Below are 18,340 nucleotides of genomic sequence, written 5' to 3'. Positions count from 1 at the left end.
TCGGCCCGATCCGGTCAGAGGCGCAGCAGGTCTTTCCCGACGACGACCTCGCCGTCGAACCCGGCAGCGGCGTGCTCGCGCCACACCTCGTCGGCGATGTCGGCGTCGGTCGGGACGAAATGCGACAACACGAGCGTCCCGACGCCCGCTTCCTTGGCCAACGCACCGACCCGCTCGACACTCGTGTGGCTCGCCAGCAGGTGATCCCGCAGCGTCGTGCCGTTGTAGCGGCTCACCATGGCATCGACCGCGGGCACGTACATGACCTCATGCACCAGCACATCCGCACCAGCAGCGAGCCGCACCAGGTTCTCGCACGGTGCGGTGTCGCCGGAAATCACGATCGACCGGTCCGCCGTGTCCACGCGGTAGGCGAACGCGTCCACGATCGGCGGGTGATCCACGCGAGCCGCGGTGATCCGTACGTTCTCGTCCTCGAAGACCACGCCGTCCCCGGTGACCTCGTGCGGGTCGAGCAGTTCATCCAGCGGACGCAGACCCTCGTCGCCGACCCTCGTGTCGATGTCGAAGCGGTTCAGCGCCAGGAAATGCCGGGTCATCTCCGCGAGCGGCGGCGGGCCGAACGCCGGGACCCGCCGTTCCAGGTTGGCGGCCCAGGCCAGCAGGTAGAGGTTGCCGTAATCGGCGTTGTGGTCGGAGTGGTGGTGCGTGATGCCGACCGCGCGCAGCGAGTCGAGCGGGATGCCCGCGTGCACCAGCTGCCGGGCCACGCCGTTACCACAGTCGATCACATAAGTGGCTCCGTTGACGACGATCGCCTGCGCGGGAGCGCTCCGGGTGCGTTTCGGAGCGGGACCGCCCGCCGTGCCCAAGAGGATGAGCTGCGTGGTCATGCGTACTCGCTTTCGAGGTTGAAGGAAACAGTTCGCGACCGGCGCGCCAGCCACACGACGAGCCCCAGCACGCTCCAGGCTGCCAGCGCGAGCAGCGCCGGCAGGGTGATCTGCTTGAGCAGCAACCAAGTCTGCACCCCGAGGATCGCGACGCCGAGCACGGACAGCACGGCGTGCGAAGTCCGGCGCATCCGGAACGGGGCCGCCGCGTGCAGTTCCGGACGCTGCCGGCGCACCCGCCACGACGCGATGATCAGCAGGGTGAGCAACGGCCCGGTGACGATCGACGTCATGGCCGCGATGTTCGCGACGCTGAAGCCGGCGAGCACCGGGACCACGCCGATCAGGTAGAGGATCGCCAGCAGCCAGTGCGGGGTGCCGAACCGGCGGTTCACCGCGCCGAGCCCGGCGGGCAGCCAGCCGTCGCCGGTCGCGGCCAGCACGGGTTTCGTCGCGGCCAGCAGCAGCGAATTGATGTGCCCGATCACCGACGCCATCGCGCCGCCGAGGATGAAGAACGCGAAACCGCCCGGGGAAAGGATGTGGCGGGCGACGTCCGACATCGGCTTGCCCGCGGACGCCGCCGCGCCGAGCACGCCTACCGACGGGATCGCCACGACCACGTAGATCACCGCCGCGACGAGAGTGCCGCCGACGACGGACAGCGGGATGTCGCGTCCCGGCCGCTTCATCTCTCCGCCGATGTCGGCGATCAGGAACGCACCCGTGGTGGCGAAGGTGAGCATGGCCGCCGCGTTGAGCAGGCCGCTGATGCCGTGCAGAGTCAGATTCGCGAACTCGCTCCACCGCACCTGCCCGGCACCCGCGATCCCGTACAGCAGGAAGGCGGCGAGCATCACGACCGCGAGCACGATGCCGACCCGGCTGGAGAACGTCGCCCCCGCCAGGTTCGTCAGGAAGAACACCGTGATCAGCGCGATCGCCAGCGGCCGCACCGGAACGCCCGGCACGAGCGCGCTGACGTAGTTCGCCCCGGCCAGCGCCATCAGGCTGAGCTGGATGACCGACACGGCGGACAGCCACATCGACGCGAATCCGGCGCCAGGCGAGACCAGCCGCGCGGCGTAGGTGTAGCGGCCGCCGGTGACCGGCATCGCGCTGCCGAGCGACGCGATCGGCAGCGAATAGACGATCACCGCGAGCGCCGCGATGGCGAAGGCGATCGGCGCGCCGGCCCCGGTCAGCGCGATGGCGGTGCCCATCAACGCGACGACCCCGCCGCCCACTACCTGGTGGAACGAGACTCCGACGGCTTGGAAGAGGGAGATGCTTCGCTTGAGGTTCGCTTCTGCTTCGGTCGGCATCGTGATCACTGCCTCCTGCTGGCCGTTGTCGGTCGGCACAGCGTGACCCAATCCGCGGCGCTTCGGAAATACCGAATGCCCGCCCGGGCATAGCCGTTCGGGAATACCTCGGGATAGCCCGGCAGGCATGGGAACGAGCGAATCAGGCATTGGACGGGCATGGCATCCGGCAAGAACGATGAGAAGCGTTCCTTCGCCGACTTTGTGGAGTTCCCATGACCGTGGCCCTCGCCGAAGCGGCCGCCCGCGACCTCGACGCCCAGGACCCGTTGCCGACGTCGCGGGTGCAGTTCCACGTTCCGCCCGCGACCGGCGGCGGCTACCCCGAGACGGCCTACTTCGCCGGGAATTCCCTCGGCCTGCAACCGACCGCGACCCGCGCCGCACTGGACGCGGAACTCGCCGACTGGGCCCGGCTGGGCGTCGAGGGCCACGTCGAGGCAGCGCGTCCGTGGGTCTCCTACCACCAGCAGCTGCGCGATCCGGCCGCGCGGCTCGTCGGCGCGCGTCCGGCCGAGGTCGTGATGATGAACTCGCTGACGGTCAATCTGCACCTGATGATGGTCAGCTTCTACCGGCCGACTCCGGAGCGGCACGCGATCGTCATCGAGGACACCGCCTTTCCCTCCGACAGCTACGCGGTGCGCAGCCAGGTCGCGTTCCACGGCTACGACCCGGACGAAGCCGTCATCCGGCTTTCGCCGCGCCCCGGGGAATCGACGTTGCGCAGCGAGGACGTCGCCGGCTGGCTCGCCGAGCACGGACATCGGGTCGCGCTCGTCCTGCTCGGCGGGGTCAATTACTACAGCGGGGAACTGCTCGACATCCCGGCGATCACGCGCGCCGGGCACGCCGCCGGAGCGATCGTCGGATGGGATCTCGCGCACGCGGCGGGCAATGTGCCGCTGCGGCTGCACGACTGGGACGTCGACTGGGCCGCTTGGTGCACCTACAAATACCTCAACAGCGGACCAGGTGCGATCGCTGGCGCGTTCGTGCACGAGCGGCATCTCGCGGACCGTTCGCTGCCGAAGCTGGCCGGCTGGTGGAGCACCGACCCGGACGTGCGGTTCCGGATGCAGCCGACCGTCACGCCGGTCGACACCGCCGACTCGTGGCAGCTGTCGAACCCGCCGATCCTCGCGATGGCCCCGGTGCGCGCCTCGCTGGAGATGTTCGACGCGGTGGGCATGGCTGCGTTGCGCGCCAAGAGCATCCGGCTGACCGGCTACCTCGAAACGCTGCTCGACGAGGTCTGCGCGGCACGTCCGCTGGAGGTGCTCACGCCCCGCGATCCGGACCGTCGGGGTGCGCAGCTTTCCGTCCGCCTGCACGGGTTGGACGCCGACGACGTCAGCGCCGCGCTGCGGACCCAGCACGGTGTTGTCGCGGACGCACGCCGTCCGGACGTCATCCGCCTCGCGCCGGTGCCGATGTACTCCACTTTCCACGACTGCTGGCGCGCGGCGACCGCGCTGGCGGAGGTCACTGGCGGTTCTTGCGCCGGATCTTGATCGTCCGCAGGTCGGTGACCGCGTAGTTCAGGTCCCGGTACGGCAGGCCGTGCGCGGCCAACGCGGCGGTCGCGCCGTCTTTGGCGGCGCGTTCGTCGTCGTCCGGACCGGCCGGGACCTGGCAGCGGAAGGTGAACGCCGTCGCGTTGACGTCGTGCGTGAAGGTGCCTTCCTCGGTGAAGGCGACGTCGGTTTTGTCCTCGAGCGAAGCACGGGCGGCCTCGTCGAGAGCGTCGAATTTGCCGCGGATGATTACGCGGAACGCGTCCATGTCAGGTGTCCTTCCGGGTCACATAAGTCAGTACTTGCTCGCTGAGCAGGCCTTCCACCGCGTCGAGGAGCGTGAGCGCCGCCTCCGCGATGTCGTCCGGCCGCTCGCCGGCGACGGTGCGTTTGCCGATCTCGCCGTACAGCAGGCTGTGCACCCACCCGATCTGCGCGGCGACCAGGCCAGGCACCGGATCCCCCTGCACCGCACCGGTTTCATCGACCAGCAGGTCGGCAAGTTCGGCGACCATCTGCTCGCCGAGCTCCCGCAACCGGGCGGCGAGCGTGGGCGCGGCCAGCATCATCGGCAGCACCCGGCCGAATCCCGGGCTGAGCCCGATCGTCCGCGAGCGCTGCTCGATCTCGCCGCGCAGGTGGTCCAGCACCGCACGCGCCGCGGACACTCCCGGCCCGCGCGCCGCCACGATTTCGGCCAGCCGTCCCGCCGACGCCTCCGACGGCGGCAGCACCAGGTCTTCCTTGACGCGGAAGTGGTTGTAGACGGTGTTGACCGCGACGTCGGCGGCCTCGGCCACCTCGGCGATCGTCACCGCCTCGAATCCGCGGTCGACGAACATCCGCAGCGCGCTTTCCGCGATGCGCCGCACGGTCTCCTGCTTCTTCCGCTCTCGAAGTCCCACGCCGGAAAGTGAAGCAGACTGCAAACTTGGTGTCGACTGCATTTATTGCCCGAACCCCCCGGATATCGGGGAGATCCCGGAGGACGGGACGGGGGCCGGCGCGGCATCATCGACCAGGTGCGGATCGGCTTGCTGGGCCCGCTGGAGGTCCGGAACGACGACGGTGCCGCGGTCGAGATCACCGGTGCCCGATTGCGGACGCTGCTGAGCGCCCTCGCGCTGGAGCCCGGCCGGGTCGTCTCGGCCGGGCAGCTGGTCGACGCCGTCTGGGGGACGCGTCCGCCGGCGACGGCCAACGCGTTGCAGGCGCTCGTCTCGCGGCTGCGCCGGGTCGGCACGCGGCTCGATTCCACCCCGTCCGGCTACCGGCTGCCCGAGGCGACCGTCGACGCGGCCCGGTTCGAGGAACTGGTCACCGCCGCCCGGACAGCGTCTGACGAGAAGCGCGTCGTGCTGCTGCGCGAGGCGCTCAACCTGTGGCGCGGCCCGGTGCTCGGCGACGTCTCGGACGCGCAGTTCTTCCAAGGCCACATCGCGCGGCTGAACGAACTGCGGCTGTCCGCCACCGAGGAGTATGCCGAAGCCGCGCTCCGGCTGGGCCACGGTGCGGATCTGACCGAAGAACTGTCGAGGCTGCTCGCCGAACATCCATTGCGCGAACGGCTGGCCGCGGCGTTGATGCTCTCGCTCCAAGCTGCCGGACGACCAGCCGAAGCGCTACAGGTGTTCGCCCGGATCCGGATGGCGCTCGCGGACGAACTCGGTGCCGATCCGGCCGCTGAACTGGCCGCCGCGCACACCAAAATCCTCCGGGAGACAGTCGCTGACGAGGACGTCGCACGCACGAACCTGCGGGCCGGGTTGACCAGTTTCGTCGGCCGGAACACCGAGGTCGCGCGCGTGGCCAAGCTGGTCGGCGAGTACCGGCTCACCACGCTGACCGGGCCCGGCGGGGCCGGAAAGACGCGGCTGGCCATGGAAACCGGACGGCAGCTGCTGACCGGACGCGGCGGCGTGTGGTTCGCCGAACTCGCCCCGATCGGGGACGGCGCGGACGTTCCGCAGGCCGTGCTCGACGCGCTGGGCCTTCGCGAGCAGATGTACAAGGGATCGCTCGCCCGCGGCACTCCGCGCGAGCGGGCGACGAGAGCGTTGCGCGACCGGGACGCGGTGCTGGTGCTCGACAATTGCGAGCACGTCATCGAAGCCGCCGCGGAACTGGCCGACCACCTGCTCGGCGAGTGCCCGCGATTGCGCATCCTCGCGACCAGCCGGGAACCGTTGGCGCTGACCGGCGAGGCGCTCTGGCCGGTCGAACCGCTGACGCTGCCCGCTGAAGGCGCGACGTCCGTCGAAGCGATGTCGTGTGCTTCGGTGCGGCTGCTGGCCGATCGTGCCGCTGCGGCGCGGCCAGGGTTCGTCGTTGACGAGTCCACTGTGGACGAAGTGGTGCGGATCTGCCGCGCGCTCGACGGAATGCCGCTCGCGGTCGAGCTCGCCGCGGCCCGGTTGCGGTCGATGACCGTGGCACAGCTGGCCGCCCGGCTCGACGACCGGTTCCGCCTGCTCACCGCGGGCAGCCGGACCGCACTGCCGCGGCACCGCACGCTCCGCGCGGTCGTCGACTGGAGCTGGGATCTGCTGGAACCGGACGAGCGGCAACTGCTGCGGCGGCTGGCGGTGTTCTCCGGCGGCGCGACCGCGGAAGCCGCGGAAGCGGTCTGCGGCGGTACCTCAGAGCTGCTCAGCGCACTAGTCGACAAATCGCTACTGACTGTCTCCACAGACGCCGAGCCGCGCTACCGGATGCTCGAGACGATCAAGGCGTACGGGCTGGAACAGCTCACCGTGGCCGACGAACGCGAGGAACTGCGCCAAGCGCACGCCGAGTGGTTCGCCTCCTTCGCCGAGGCCGGCGACAAATACCTGCGCCGGGCCGAGCAGATCGAATGGCTGGCACGGTTTGCCGCCGAGCACGGCAATCTGATCTCCGCCACGCGTGGCGCCATTGCCGCGGGCGAAGCTACGACGGCACTGCGGCTTGCGACGTCGTGCGCGTGGTTCTGGATGCTGACCGGGCACAAAACCGAGGCACAGGAAGTGATCGAGGCGGCACTGGCACTGCCCGGCGAGACGGATCGCGAGCTGCGCGCGATGGGATACGCGATGGCTGCGTTGTTGCTGACCATTGGGATGTCCACCGAAACCACCGCCGACGCGTTGGGCCGCAAAGCGCTCGAACTCAGCCGCGACAGCAAGAATTCCTTGCTGCGCTCCATTGTTCCGGTGTTCACGCAAAGCGGAGACCCCACTGTCGCGGAGTCCACATTGGACGAACTGCTGTCCGACGAGGACCCCTGGCTGCGCGCCCATGCCCGGCTGCACCGCGCGCGAGTGCAGCTGAACCGCCGGCACGACTCGGCCGCGCAGGAAGCCGACACCCGCGAGGCCGTCCGGCTGTTCCGGCAGAGCGGGGAACGCTGGGGCATGTCGCTGGCGCTGAACAGCCTCGCCGAGGTCGTCGGCCGTCGAGGCGAACTGGAGGAAGCTGTTTCGTGCTATGAGGAATCCATCCAGGTCGTCTCGGAAATCGGTTCGGCCGAAGACGTTCTCTTCGCGCGAGGACGGCAAGCGCACCTGTTCTGGCAACTCGGCGACGCGGCAGCCGCGGCGACCGCGGTAGCCGCCGCCGAACGCGACGCGCGGACCGTGCCGTTCCCTGATTCGCTCGCGTTTCTGGCCCAGACGAAAGCGGATCTGGCGCGCTGGCGCGGAGATCCGGCGGAAGCCCGCAGGGAACTGAACCGGGCCGAAGCGTTGCTGAGCGAAATCTCGCCGCATCCGTTGTTCCGCGCGATGATCCAGCATTCGCACGCCTACCTGGACGCGCAAGCCGGCGACCTGCCCACAGCCCGGGACCGCCGCCGCGAGGCACTGGCCTTGGCCGCGGAATCCGGTGAGGTGCTGTATCTGTCGATCGTCCTCGTGGGCATCGCCGACCACGCCGTCCGCCTGGACCGCCCGGTCGCCGCCGCTGACCTGCTGGCCGCCGCGGACCACCTCCGCGGCGGCCCCCACCTGGCCCTTCCCGACGCGACCGCCGCCGCAGCCGCCGTCCAGGCCCAGCCGTCAGGCAGGGTCGACGATCCGGTCGCCCTCGCTTACGACGTCCTCAGCTGACGAATCCTTCGGAAGCCACCGCAGCGCAAGCGCTCCCAGCCCCACGCAGAGCACGGCCGCGATGCCCATCGCGACATGCAGCCCAGTCACGGGAGCCTCCGCGGTGCCCTCCGACCGGACGACGAACGCCGCGACCGAACCGAGCACCGCGATCCCCAGCGCGTTGCCGATCTCGTTGGAGGTCTCCGCGATCGCTCCCGCCGAGCCCGCGCGGTCAGCCGGGACCGCACCGACCGCTGTGTCCGCGACGAGGGAGAACGAAATCCCATAGCCGACCCCGGCCACCACTGAGGAGGCGACGAACCAGCCGATCCCGCCGGTGGCAGTGGTCGCCAGCAGCAACGCCAATCCGAGCGCCATCGCGAAATGGCATGTCACCAGTGCCGCCCGGTTCCCGATTTTCAGGGAGAACGCCGGAGTGAGGACGCAGACCGCGGTAAGCGCGGCAGCACCCGGAAGCGCGAGCAACGCGGCGGCGAGCACCGACAACCCCAGCACCGACTGGAGATACATCCCGGTCAGAAATGCCGCGGCCGACCAGGCGAACAGGGACAGCACGCCGGTGATCACCGCGATGGCGAAGACCTTCTCGCGGAACAAGGTCACGTCGAGGAGCGGATACTCCAGCTTCCGCTGCCGCCGCACAAACCACGTGAGCAGCGCCGCTCCGACCACCCCGGCGATCGCCGGCCAAGACAGACCGTAGGCAGCGACGTTCTTGACCGCGTAGACCGTCAGCAGCAGACCGCCCGCGGACAAGACGATGCTGAGCAGATCGACCTTGCCCGGCCGGGTCGTCTTGACCTCCCGGAGCACAACCGTTGCGGCAGCGAGGAAAACGACGACCACCGGCAGGTTGACCAGAAACACCGACCCCCACCCGAACCGGCTCAGCAACAACCCGCCGAGGATCGGCCCGATCGCGAAGCCAGCGGCGAACGTCGCCGCGAAAATCCCGATCGCGCGGGCCCGCCGCCGCGGTTCGGGAAACAGTTCGCTGAGCACCGCGAGCCCCGATGGCAGCAGCGTCGCCCCACCGAGCCCCATCAGCACGCGACAGCCGATGAGCCATCCCGGCCCGCTCGCGAACGCGGCGCCCGCCGAGCCCGCCCCGAACACCGCGGTGCCGATCAGCAGCAGTTTGAGCCGCCCGTACCGGTCGCCGAGGCTGCCGAACGCGATGAGCAGCGAGCCGACCGCGAAGCCGTAGCTGTCGAGGATCCACAGGGCTTGGTCCGGGGTGGGGGCGAGGGCGCGCGTGATGGTCGGCATGGTCAGGAACAGGATCGAACCGTCCATCGAGACCAGCAGGACCGGTCCGAGCACCACGAGCAGTCCCAGCCAAGCGCGGCGAGTTTCCGTCATGCCCTCGATCCTGGGAACGGGCGGACCGCCTCGGCCAGCACCTGCGATGAGTACCCCTCGCAGGTGCAGGCAGCGCCGCGCGCGGCTGCCTACCATCGAGGTCATGCAGACCGAAACCCTCGGCGTCTTCCTCAAAACCCGCCGCGACCGGGTGCCGCCGGAAGCCGCCGGGCTGCGGACGTACGGCACGCTCCGCCGGGTGCCCGGACTGCGTCGGGAGGAACTCGCCCAACTCGCGGGCGTCAGCGTCGGCTACTACACGCGTTTGGAGCAGGACCAGTCCGGCACCGCGTCGCCGCAAGTCCTCGACGCGCTGGCACGGGTGCTCGGCCTCGACGAAGCCGAATCGAGCCACCTGCACAACCTCGCGCAACGCCCCGGCGTCTCCCGCCTGGTGCGCCCCGCGCCGGAAACGCTGGACCCGCGGGTCGCGACCCTGCTGCACGCACTGAGCGACAGCGTCCCCGCGATCATCCTCGGCCGCCGCGGCGACGTACTCGGCTGGAACCGGACCGGCCACCTGCTGCTGGCCGAACACGTCGACTACGCCGCCCCGGACTCCCCCGAAACCCGCCCGTCGATCCCGCGGATGTTCTTCCTCGACCCGCTGCACCGCGACCTCTACCGCAACTGGTCCGACCTCGCCCGCATCCACATCGGCTACCTCCGCCTGACCTCCGGCCGGCACCCGACCGACGCCCGGCTCGCGGAACTGATCGGCGAACTCGCCATGGGGAGCCCGGAATTCGCCGAACTGTGGGCGACCGGCGACGTCGCGGACTGCACGAGCGGGCCGATGAACCTGCGCCATCCGACACTGGGTCACGTGGACGTCGACTATCAGGTCTGGCTCCAGCCCGACAGCCCTGACCATCGGCTGGAGGCCTACACCCCGCGCGACGCCGCATCCCGGGACGCACTGCGACTACTCGCTTCGCGCTAACCGTCACCGAAAACGCCCTGCCCGCAGCACGGCATATGGCATCATCCGCCAGTGACCGGCGAGCGGAGCGACCCCCATTCCCTCGAAGAGGAAGACTTCGAGGATTTCGATTCCTGGACCGCGCAAGCCGCGCTGGCCTCCCTGATCGACGAGACGCTCGGCTCGCCCGAAGTCACCCGGCTGCTCGCCCGCGAATCGCTGCGGACCGAAGTCGTGCGCGAGGAACTGTTCGCGAACGAGACTCTGCTCGCCAAGATTCGGACGCTGCAGGACCAGGTCATGGCCGAAGGCGACCAAGGGTTCCGGCCGCGGAACCGGGCGGTGTCGCCGCGCGAGGTGGTCTGGCTGGTCGTCGCGGTGCTGCTCGGGCTCGGCTACCTCAGTTTGATGAGCGCCGCGTGGAGCCAGCTTCCCCTGTTCTTCCGGGTTTTCGCCGGAATCATGATGCCGTGCGTCCTGTTCGCCACCGGCGCGCTCGCGGTCCGCAAAGTCACCGCGTTGCGCGAGTGGATGAATCCGGACGCCATGCAGTTCCACGAGGAGCAATTCGGTCTCGGGCCGCGACGTTCGTTCGCCGCGCGCGAGATCGTGCTGCCCGAGGTCCGCGACGTCATTTCCGCGCACCGGCGGCTGCATTTCGGCACGACGCTGGTTTTCGACCAGCAACACGACCTCGGCGAGGAGGACAGCAGCCGGATCGTGCCGACCGCCGCGGCGAAACGGATCCGGCGCGTCCTCGAACGCGCGGGTTCCGGCGCGGTCGCGCTCGGCGGGCAACGCGGGTCCGGCAAAACCACCGCGATCCGTTCCATGCAGCGAGGACTGCTGCACGGCAGCGAAAACCCCGCGCCACTGGTCGTGGTCGCCTCCGCCCCGGCCACCTACGACGCCCGCGATTTCGTGCTGCACCTGCACAAACTGCTGTGCCAGGCTGTCCTCGCCCGGATCCGTCAGACGCTGGGTCCGGAACTCCGCTGGCGCTGGTGGGCCCGCCGGTTCTGGCGCGGATCGGCCGACCTCGTCCTCTCGGCCGCGCTCGGCTGGGCGATCGGCGGCCTGCTGTGGAACGGGAAATTCACCCGGTTCCCCGCCGACCTGTGGCAGACCGTCAGCACAGTGCGGTTCCCGAATCTGCTCGGTCCACTGTGGACTAACCAGCCAGTGAACAACCGGATCGCCCTGGCCGTGGTCGCGGTCCTCGCGCTCCGCTGGGTGTGGAAACTTCTCGCGACCGCAATCGGCGCGGTAATCCTCTTCCTGCGCCGGAAATCGTCCGCCGGGCCGCGCGCCCTCGAAGCCGAAGCACGGCGGCAGCTGCTCCGGATCCAGTACCTCCTGACCTACACCACCGGCTGGTCCGGCAAGCTCGCCGTCCCGGCCGGCGGCGAACTGGGCCGCACCCGCACCACGCAACGGGCCGAACAGCAGCTGACGCATCCGGAGGTCGTCGACGAGTTCCGCGCGTTCGCCCAGCTGACCGCCGAGTCCTTGCGCGAGGAGGGAATCACCGACCGGGTCGTGGTCGCCATCGACGAACTCGACAAGATCGGCGAGCAGGACAAGGCCCAGCAGCTGGTGAACGACATCAAGGGCATCTTCGGCGTGCCCGGCTGCCTGTACTTCGTGGCGGTGTCCGACGACGCGGTGCTCAGCTTCGAGCAACGCGGACTGGCCGTGCGCGACGCGTTCGACAGCGCGTTTTCCGAGGTGGTGCGCCTGGAATCGTTCACGCTGGACGAAAGCAGGCTGTGGATCGCGCAACGGCTGCCCGGCGTCCCGGAGCAGTTCTGCTACCTCGGCCACTGCCTCTCCGGCGGCCTTCCCCGCGACCTGCGCCGCACCACGATCGACATGGTGGACGTGACGATCGAGCACTACGAACCGTCGCTGTCGACGGTCACCGGCATCCTGGTCCGCGCCGACCTGACCGCCAAAGCGAGCGGTTTCACCGGACAAGCTCGCGGCCTCACGCAAACGCCGGAGCTGACCGAACTGTGGCCGAAACTCCTCCGCATCCCCGACACCCGCGAAGCCGTGGAACTCGCCGAACTCGCCGCCGAACTGCACGAAGGCGCGACCCCTGACCTCGCCGACGCGGTCAACCGATTGCGGTTGCACAGCAGCGCGTTCGTCCTCTTCTGCGCCACCGTCCTGGACGTGTTCACCGACGCGCTCACCCAGTCCCGCCTCACGCCGAGCCTGCACGAACTGGCCGTCGCCCGACGACGTCTCGCGCTGGACCCGCACCTCGCATGGGCCGCGCTGAACGACTTCCGCAAAGCACACGACCTTCCGTTGCCCGGTCGCGAATAACGGACGGTCAGCGGAAGAGACGGAAGAACCCCCGCACCTGCTCAACCAACGATTCCGGCTGCTCCAGCGCGGCGAAGTGACCGCCACGCGGCAGTTCCTCGAACCAGCGCAGGTCGGTGAACCGCAGTTCGGCCTCGCGCCGCGACGGACGCGTTATGTCGCGCGGATAGACCGACAGCCCGGACGGCGCGGTGACCTTGTCCCGGAAGTTGGCGAAGCTCTCCCAGTACAGCCGCGCCGACGACGTGGCCGACGCGGTGAACCAGTAAACCGAGATCTCGTCGAGGATCTTCTGCCGCGGCAACGCGTCCTCGGGGTGGCCGTCGTTGTCCGTCCAGGCCCAGAACTTCTCGGCGATCCAGGCGGCTTGACCCGCCGGGGAGTCGGTGAGGCCGTAGCCGAGGGTCTGCGGCCGGGTCGCCTGGAGCGCCGAGTAACCGCGGCCGGTGCGCTGAAATTCCTTCTCTGCCTCAAGATTCGCCAGCTCCGCGGGTGTCGGGTCAGCGAATGTGCCCGCCGCCACGGACCCCAGGTTCAGGTGGACGCCGGCGACCCGCTCGGGAGCCACCTCGCCCAGCGCGCCGGACACTGCCGAACCCCAGTCGCCGCCCTGCGCGCCGTACCGTTCGTAGCCCAGCGAGATCATCAACGTGTCCCAGGCGCGCGCGATTCGGGTGACGCCCCAACCGGTCCTCGACGGCTTGTCACTCCAGCCGTACCCGGGCAACGACGGCGCGACCACGTGGAACGCGTCCGCCGGATCCCCGCCGTGCGCGCGCGGATCGGTCAGCGGGCCGAGGACGTCCAGGAACTCCAGCACCGAACCCGGCCATCCGTGCGTGAGCACGAGCGGGAACGCGTCCGGCTCCGGCGAGCGGACATGCAGGAAGTGGATGCCCAGCCCGTCGATCGTCTCGCGGTACTGCGGGAAAGCGTTCAGCCGCTCGGCGAACCCGAAGTCGTAGTCCTCGGCCCAGCTGCGGCACAGTTCCTGCGCATAAGCCAGTGGCAACCCCTGCGACCAGTCGTCCACCGGCTCGGCCTCGGGCCATCGCGTTCGGCGCAATCGTTCACGCAGATCCGCGATCTCGGCTTCACTGACACTGACTTTGAATGGCTCGGCGGCCACGGCGGGCTCCTTTCCGGGACTGGCTGAGAACGACTCCGGCCAGCGGGAGGGCCGAGTACCGCGAGGGCCACCGGCATCGGCACGAGGCCGGACAGACCCGCGACCGCGGCCGGGCCGATTCCGCCGCCCAAAGCGGTCATGAAGTTGAACAGGCCCTGTGCGGTATCGCGATCATCCGCGGCGACCAGTTCCGGCGCGAGGCCGACAAGTACGGCCTGGGAACCGGCGAACCCGCACACGGTGAGCGCCGCGCCGATGACCACCGCGACCGGCCCGTCGAAGACCGCGACCACGAGGACCCCGACGACAGTGAGTCCCGCGAGTCCGGCCGCCATCTGCCAACTGGTGAACCGGTCGTGCAGGGTGCCCACTAGTCTCCCGGCCAGCACTGAGCAGGCGGCGGCCGGGACCAAGATCGCGCCAGCTTCAAGGGCACCGCCGCCGGTGGCCTGTTCGATCAGGGACGGGGCGACGAACAGCACCCCGTAGTAACCGGCGAAGACCGTCCCGCCGATCAGACCGGCTGGCAGGAAGCCGTGTGCTGCGATCACCCGCCGAGGCACGAACCCGTCGGGCAAGCGCCGCACGCGCCGCCACAGTCCCGCCGCGGCGAGCACACCGGCGACAGCCACGGCGACGGTGACCGGAGCGGGCAGGCCGACCGAACGCGCTTGCAGCAACGCGATCAAGGAGCCAGCGAGCACCGACAGCACAGCCGCGCCGACAATGTCGAGCCGCCCGTCCCGCTCACCACCGTCGGTCCGCGTGAACGTGCGCCTGCGCGCCACCACAGCCAGCAGCAAGGGCAGCGCGAGGGCCGGGAGCGCGAGCACGGCACGCCACCCCAGCCATGCAGTGACCGCCCCGCCCAGCAGCGTTCCGCACGCCGACGCCGTCGCGCTGGCGGCCGCGATGATTCCCAGCGCGCGAATCCGTTCCCGCCCAGGAAGAGCGGTGGCCGCGGCGAAGACGGCGATCACGGTCGCACCCGCCCCCGCGCCGCCGATCAGCCGACCGGCGATCACGACCGGCAGCGTCGAACCCGCCCCGGCGAGCACCGAGCCCGCGGCGAGCACCACGACTCCGGCGACGAGCACCCGCAGCGGACTCCACCGGGCCATCAACCGGCCCGCGACCGGCATCGCGAGCGCGGAGGTCAGCGACCACGCGGCGAGAATCCAGGCCGTGGCCCCGAACGGCACCGCGAGCGCGCGGCCGATGGCAGGCAGCGCCACCGCCGGCGCGCCCAGCGCCACATACATCGGCAGCACCAGCATCCCCAGCGTCAGCCCCAGCCGCCGCCCGTCCGCGCTCGCAGCTTCCGCCGCAGGTATCCTGTGACACGCGAACGCACCCATGGGTGTCACAGTACGAAGACACGAGGAGACACGTCAAATGCTGGATGCGTATCACGTGCAGACGGCCGTCGACCTCGCCAACACTTTGCGGCCGATCAAGGGAGAGGACGCGCTCGAGACCGTGGAGCAGCTGCGGGACTTCCTCGCCGGCCATCCCGCGGCCGCGCCTTCACGCCGTCTCACCCGCGCCGACCTGGCAGAAGTCCGCGAGTTGCGCGAGACCGTGCGCGCCGTGCTGGAACGAGCGAGCACCGACGCGGTCGAAGCCGCGGCCCTGATCAATGCCGGGCTACGGGACAGCCGAGCCACCCCGGAACTGCGGCACGAGGACGACCGCTGGTGGACCGAGGTGACTTCCGACACCGACCGCTGCTCAGCACATCTGGCGGCGACCACGCTCAGCGCACTGGCCTCCGTGATCGCCACCCACGGTCCGTCGCGCCTCGGCGTCTGCGCAGGACTGAACTGCCGAGCTACTTTCGTCGACCTGTCGCGCAACGGCTCGAAGCGGTACTGCACCCGGAATTGCGCGCACCGGGCCAGCGTCGCGGCCTACCGGAGTCGGCAAAACGCGGACTGACTCGCGGATCTCACGACCCCAGTTCAGGCACCCGCTCCCCCGCCGGCGGCGGCCCGGGCGGCGTCCCGTCGCCGAACGGACGCCCGCCCAGCTCCTCCCGCCCGTGCGGCGTCAGCCATCCCGACAGGTCCGGCCCCAGCGGCACGATCCCGGTCGGGTTCACGTTCCGGTGCACCACGTAGTAATGCTCCTTGATCTGCCCGAAATCGATCGTGTCCCCGAAACCGGGCGTCTGGAACAGATCCCGCGCGTACGCCCACAGCACCGGCATCTCCGCGAGCTTCTGCCGGTTGCACTTGAAATGCCCGTGGTACACCGCGTCGAAGCGGACCAGCGTCGTGAACAGCCGCACGTCCGCCTCGGTGATCGTGTCGCCCACCAGGTATCGCTGGCCGGACAGCCGCTCGGACAGCCAGTCCAGCCGGGAGAACAACGCGCGGTACGCCTCTTCGTACGCCTCCTGCGAAGTGGCGAAACCCGCTTTGTACACGCCGTTGTTCACATCCCGGAAGACCTTCTCCGCGACGTCCTCGATCTCGTCGCGCAGCCGTTCCGGATACAGCTCGGGCGCGCCGTCGCGATGGTAGGCGCCCCATTCCAGCGACAGATCGACGGTGATCTGCTTGAAGTCGTTCGTCACCACCCGTCCACTTGGGACATCCACAATGGACGGAACGGTGATCCCGCGCGGATAGTCCGGATACCGCGCGAAAAAAGCCTCCTGCAGCCGTTCGATGCCGAGCACCGGGTCGCGGCCGCCGGGGTCGAGGTCGAAAGTCCAGCTGCGCTCGTCGTGCGTCGGACCGCACAGGCCCATCGACAGCACCTCTTCGAGGCCGAGCAGCCTGCGCACGATCGACGCGCGGTTCGCCCACGGGCACGCGCGCGCGATCACCAGGCGGTAGCGGCCCGGCTCCACCGGCCAGCCGTCGCGGCCGTCGGCGGTGATGCGGTCGGAGATGTAGTTCGTGTCGCGCTTGAACTCACCCTGGTCGGGCATCGGAACCCTTTCGTCGCGGAGTCAGGTCTGATCGTCCGGGCAGGCGGGACAGTCCGGCGGCTCCAGCGCGGCGGCCAGCCGGGCGAGGATCGGGCCCGCGGCGCGGACCTCCTCGGGCGAGAGGTGGTCGAACAGGTACGAGCGCACGCGCTCGAGATGCCCGGGGTACGCGGCGGCGAGCTTCGCCCGCCCCAGTTCGGTGAGCGTCGCGTGCGCGGCCCGGCGGTCCTGCGGGCATTTCACCTTCTGGACCAGGCCGCGGCGCACCATGGCCTCGACGACCCGGCTGATCCGGCTCAGCGACAGCGCCGCGGACTCCGCCAGATCGGTGAGCCGCAGCCTGCCTTCGGGCGCTTCCGAGAGCGACACGAGCACGGTGTAATCCGTCAGCGAGACGCCGGTGTCGTGCGCGAACTGGTCCTCGAGAGCCCTCGGCAGCACTGTGACGACCCGCATCAACGGACGCCACACTGCCTCTTCTTCGCTGGTCAGCGGGGTTCTGTTCACCACAGACGAGGAGTATATCCGACACTTGCTCGCGCAATCAGTTATTGTGGGCTACAGTGCTAGTTGAACACTCAACCAAGGACCCGAAGGAACGGAACTCATGACCAGCGCGACCACCTACTCCCACCTGACCGGCACCTACACGATCGACGGCTCGCACAGCCGGATCGGCTTCGTCGCCCGCCACGCCATGGTCACCAAGGTCCGCGGCTCCTTCAACGAGTTCGAGGGCTCGTTCACCCTGGACGGCGAGAACCCGGCCAACTCGAGCGCGAACGTCACCATCCAGACGAAGAGCGTCGACACCCGCAACGCCGACCGCGACGGTCACCTGCGCAACAACGACTTCCTGTCCTGCGACCAGTTCCCGACCATCACCTTCACCTCCACCGGGATCGCGCAGACCGGCGAGGACACCTTCGACGTGACCGGCGACCTGACCGTCAAGGACGTCACCAAGCAGGTCACCATCCCGTTCGAGTTCGGCGGCTCGGCGAAGGACCCGTTCGGCAACGACCGCGTCGGCTTCGAGGGCTCGACCTCGATCAACCGCAGCGACTACGGCGTCACCTTCAACGCCGCGCTCGAGACCGGCGGCGTGCTGGTCTCGGACAAGATCACCCTCGAGTTCGAGATCTCCGCGATCAAGAACGCCTGAACCGCCCCAGCTGTCCGTGAAGGGCTCCTTGCCGGAATCCGATTCCCGCAAGGAGCCCTTCACGTACTTCGGCTAAGCGGCGCGCAACCCGGCGATACCGACTTCGAGCGCGGCTTCGAGGTGTTGCGGCTCCCCCGTGGTCAGCAGCATCAGCACCCCGCCTTGCACCCCGGCCAGCAGCGCCGACGCGGCCCGCTTCGGATCCAGCCCTGGCCGGGTCTCCCCCGCCGCCCGCAGGTTCTCGATCCCCGCGGTCAGCTCGCACAGCCAGCGCTCCATCAGCTGCGTCACCACCGCCTGCGCGCCCGGCGTGTTGCGGCCGATCTGCGACATCACCACGTTCAGCGGGCAATGCCTGCCCTGCTCGGTGTAGTGCCCGAGCACCACCTGCTGCCAGGTCCGGAAGTCGTCCCAGGTGCGCAGGGCGCCGAGCGACGGCTGCTGCACCTCCAGCACCCGGTCCGCCTCCCAGCGCGCGACGGCCAGCAGCAGTTCTTCCTTGCCGTCCGGGAAGTAGTGGAACAGCTGGCTTTTGCTGGTCCTGGTCTGCGCGCGGACGTCGTCGAGCGTCGTCGCGAGCACGCCGCGCTCGCGGATCACCTCGGCCGCGCCCTCCACGATCCGCTGTCGCGTGGCCTCGCCCTTGCGCGTGAGCGTCATCGCCTGCCTCCTGATTGGACCTGAGAGTCCACTCTACCCGCGAGTG

15 protein-coding genes and 1 pseudogene are annotated in these 18,340 nt (G+C 69.5%); 6 read left to right on the top strand and 10 right to left on the bottom strand.

Annotation, left to right across the window (positions count from 1 at the left end; translation table 11 throughout):
* Positions 1 to 14: 14 nt before the first annotated feature.
* Positions 15 to 854 carry an MBL fold metallo-hydrolase gene (locus tag EIZ45_RS13220; RefSeq protein ID WP_081685151.1) on the bottom strand — a complete coding sequence of 280 codons (840 nt, stop codon included), beginning with the start codon at positions 852 to 854 and terminating at the stop codon, positions 15 to 17.
* Positions 851 to 2,218: an APC family permease gene (locus EIZ45_RS13215; protein WP_167756430.1), complete on the bottom strand. Its 1,368-nt coding sequence runs from the start codon at positions 2,216 to 2,218 to the stop codon at positions 851 to 853. The genes EIZ45_RS13220 and EIZ45_RS13215 overlap by 4 nt, the downstream gene beginning before the upstream one ends.
* A gap of 176 nt (positions 2,219 to 2,394) precedes the next feature.
* Here EIZ45_RS13215 and kynU point away from each other — a divergent pair, with 176 nt between their 5' ends.
* Positions 2,395 to 3,693 carry a kynureninase gene (gene kynU, locus EIZ45_RS13210; RefSeq protein WP_134663331.1) on the top strand — a complete coding sequence of 433 codons (1,299 nt, stop codon included), beginning with the start codon at positions 2,395 to 2,397 and terminating at the stop codon, positions 3,691 to 3,693.
* Here the strand turns inward: kynU and EIZ45_RS13205 are convergent.
* Both EIZ45_RS13205 and EIZ45_RS13200 read right to left on the bottom strand, forming a co-directional pair.
* Positions 3,665 to 3,964, bottom strand: coding sequence for a DUF6204 family protein (locus EIZ45_RS13205; protein WP_037818390.1), 300 nt, complete (start codon positions 3,962 to 3,964; stop codon positions 3,665 to 3,667). The two genes, kynU and EIZ45_RS13205, sit on opposite strands and share 29 nt — an antisense overlap.
* Before the next feature lies 1 nt (position 3,965).
* Positions 3,966 to 4,601 (bottom strand): TetR/AcrR family transcriptional regulator, encoded by a 636-nt coding sequence (locus EIZ45_RS13200; protein ID WP_134663332.1) that lies wholly within the window; start codon positions 4,599 to 4,601, stop codon positions 3,966 to 3,968.
* A gap of 117 nt (positions 4,602 to 4,718) precedes the next feature.
* Between EIZ45_RS13200 and EIZ45_RS13195 the strand changes: the two genes are divergently transcribed.
* Positions 4,719 to 7,781, top strand: coding sequence for a BTAD domain-containing putative transcriptional regulator (locus tag EIZ45_RS13195; RefSeq protein ID WP_134663333.1), 3,063 nt, complete (start codon positions 4,719 to 4,721; stop codon positions 7,779 to 7,781).
* On the opposite strand, the gene EIZ45_RS13190 is transcribed toward EIZ45_RS13195, so the two are convergent.
* Complete coding sequence (locus EIZ45_RS13190) at positions 7,731 to 9,146, bottom strand: MFS transporter (protein ID WP_134663334.1); 1,416 nt, start codon at positions 9,144 to 9,146, stop codon at positions 7,731 to 7,733. The genes EIZ45_RS13195 and EIZ45_RS13190 overlap by 51 nt on opposite strands.
* Before the next feature lie 103 nt (positions 9,147 to 9,249).
* Between EIZ45_RS13190 and EIZ45_RS13185 the strand changes: the two genes are divergently transcribed.
* On the top strand, positions 9,250 to 10,089 hold the full coding sequence (locus EIZ45_RS13185; protein WP_134663335.1) for a helix-turn-helix transcriptional regulator: 840 nt from the start codon (positions 9,250 to 9,252) through the stop codon (positions 10,087 to 10,089).
* A 51-nt stretch (positions 10,090 to 10,140) separates the two neighbouring features.
* On the top strand, positions 10,141 to 12,402 hold the full coding sequence (locus EIZ45_RS13180) for a hypothetical protein (RefSeq protein WP_134663336.1): 2,262 nt from the start codon (positions 10,141 to 10,143) through the stop codon (positions 12,400 to 12,402).
* Positions 12,403 to 12,409: 7 nt separating this feature from the next.
* On the opposite strand, the gene EIZ45_RS13175 is transcribed toward EIZ45_RS13180, so the two are convergent.
* On the bottom strand, positions 12,410 to 13,531 hold the full coding sequence (locus EIZ45_RS13175; protein WP_134663337.1) for an epoxide hydrolase family protein: 1,122 nt from the start codon (positions 13,529 to 13,531) through the stop codon (positions 12,410 to 12,412).
* Between the two features lie 170 nt (positions 13,532 to 13,701).
* Positions 13,702 to 14,793, bottom strand: a pseudogene (locus EIZ45_RS13170) (MFS transporter); the annotation flags it as partial.
* A 133-nt stretch (positions 14,794 to 14,926) separates the two neighbouring features.
* Between EIZ45_RS13170 and EIZ45_RS13165 the strand changes: the two are divergent.
* Positions 14,927 to 15,469: an ABATE domain-containing protein gene (locus EIZ45_RS13165; RefSeq protein WP_134663338.1), complete on the top strand. Its 543-nt coding sequence runs from the start codon at positions 14,927 to 14,929 to the stop codon at positions 15,467 to 15,469.
* Positions 15,470 to 15,479: 10 nt separating this feature from the next.
* Here the strand turns inward: EIZ45_RS13165 and EIZ45_RS13160 are convergent, their stop codons facing one another.
* Both EIZ45_RS13160 and EIZ45_RS13155 read right to left on the bottom strand, forming a co-directional pair.
* A complete protein-coding gene (locus EIZ45_RS13160) occupies positions 15,480 to 16,469 on the bottom strand; it encodes a glutathione S-transferase family protein (protein WP_134736053.1) in 990 nt (329 codons plus the stop codon).
* Between the two features lie 21 nt (positions 16,470 to 16,490).
* Complete coding sequence (locus EIZ45_RS13155; RefSeq protein ID WP_134663340.1) at positions 16,491 to 16,979, bottom strand: MarR family winged helix-turn-helix transcriptional regulator; 489 nt, start codon at positions 16,977 to 16,979, stop codon at positions 16,491 to 16,493.
* A gap of 97 nt (positions 16,980 to 17,076) precedes the next feature.
* Here EIZ45_RS13155 and EIZ45_RS13150 point away from each other — a divergent pair, with 97 nt between their 5' ends.
* Positions 17,077 to 17,634: a YceI family protein gene (locus EIZ45_RS13150; protein WP_037818380.1), complete on the top strand. Its 558-nt coding sequence runs from the start codon at positions 17,077 to 17,079 to the stop codon at positions 17,632 to 17,634.
* A 72-nt stretch (positions 17,635 to 17,706) separates the two neighbouring features.
* Here the strand turns inward: EIZ45_RS13150 and EIZ45_RS13145 are convergent, their stop codons facing one another.
* Positions 17,707 to 18,294, bottom strand: coding sequence for a TetR/AcrR family transcriptional regulator (locus tag EIZ45_RS13145; protein WP_043839496.1), 588 nt, complete (start codon positions 18,292 to 18,294; stop codon positions 17,707 to 17,709).
* Positions 18,295 to 18,340 lie beyond the last annotated feature (46 nt).

The sequence above is a fragment of the Amycolatopsis sp. CFH S0740 genome (assembly GCF_004522315.1).
GTDB lineage: Bacteria > Actinomycetota > Actinomycetes > Mycobacteriales > Pseudonocardiaceae > Amycolatopsis > Amycolatopsis nivea.
Note: the sequence above shows the minus strand (reverse complement) of the source record. Positions and strands in the feature narration are given on the sequence as shown.